The organism is Hungatella sp. L36 (assembly GCF_014288035.1).
In genome coordinates this window covers 1-692 of record NZ_JACOPC010000067.1, presented here as the reverse complement: position 1 = coordinate 692, position 692 = coordinate 1, and the positions used below count along the sequence as shown (strand labels likewise).

Below are 692 nucleotides of genomic sequence, written 5' to 3'. Positions count from 1 at the left end.
GGGTGCGGGCTACTCGTCTAAGATTCATAGCGTTGAATCTCTGGTCTTAGGTTTGTTATCACTGTACGTTACAGTAATAACGAGTTTATAATTTTTTCGGTTATATCTGTTACGATATAACACCTCGGATGTCTTGATTTACTCTTTCTCAGGATCGAAATCCCTTAAAAGAATCTATCTAGATATATTCAATATGTGGTTTTCAAGGTACATGTAGACTGAAGTTTATCAGTCATTAGCAAACTCGATCGGCTCGAATCCACTAATCACTGGTAAAAACCAGTTATATGGAACAGCACTACCCTGCTGAATCGGGTTAACACATTCTTTAACACAGGTTTCGCCTTTATCTCCACCCATTGGAACGTGTCCGTTCTATATAAAACACTCTTTCGAGTGAATTTTTTTAAGTAATCTGGCACCCACCTGCTCTCCCATGCCGTCTCCAGCATAGTACCATCGGCCGCTCAAGTCTTAACCATCGTGTTCGGGATGGGTACGGGTGTTTCCCCTGAGCGCATCGGCACCAGAATCTCTTTGTCTCTGATGTTTCTATTCTTTTATTCTATTTTTCTTCGGCTTTCGCCTTCCTTTGAAACACAAGACTCAACAGTATATAAAACCCTTACTTCTTCTTCCTTAGAAAGGAGGTGATCCAGCCGCACCTTCCGATACGGCTACCTTGTTACGAC

General features: G+C 41.9%; 1 rRNA gene. It reads right to left on the bottom strand.

Annotated elements, in window-relative coordinates:
• Positions 1-413: 413 nt before the first annotated feature.
• Positions 414-531 (bottom strand): 5S ribosomal RNA (rrf, locus tag H8S80_RS33965).
• Positions 532-692: the final 161 nt, after the last annotated feature.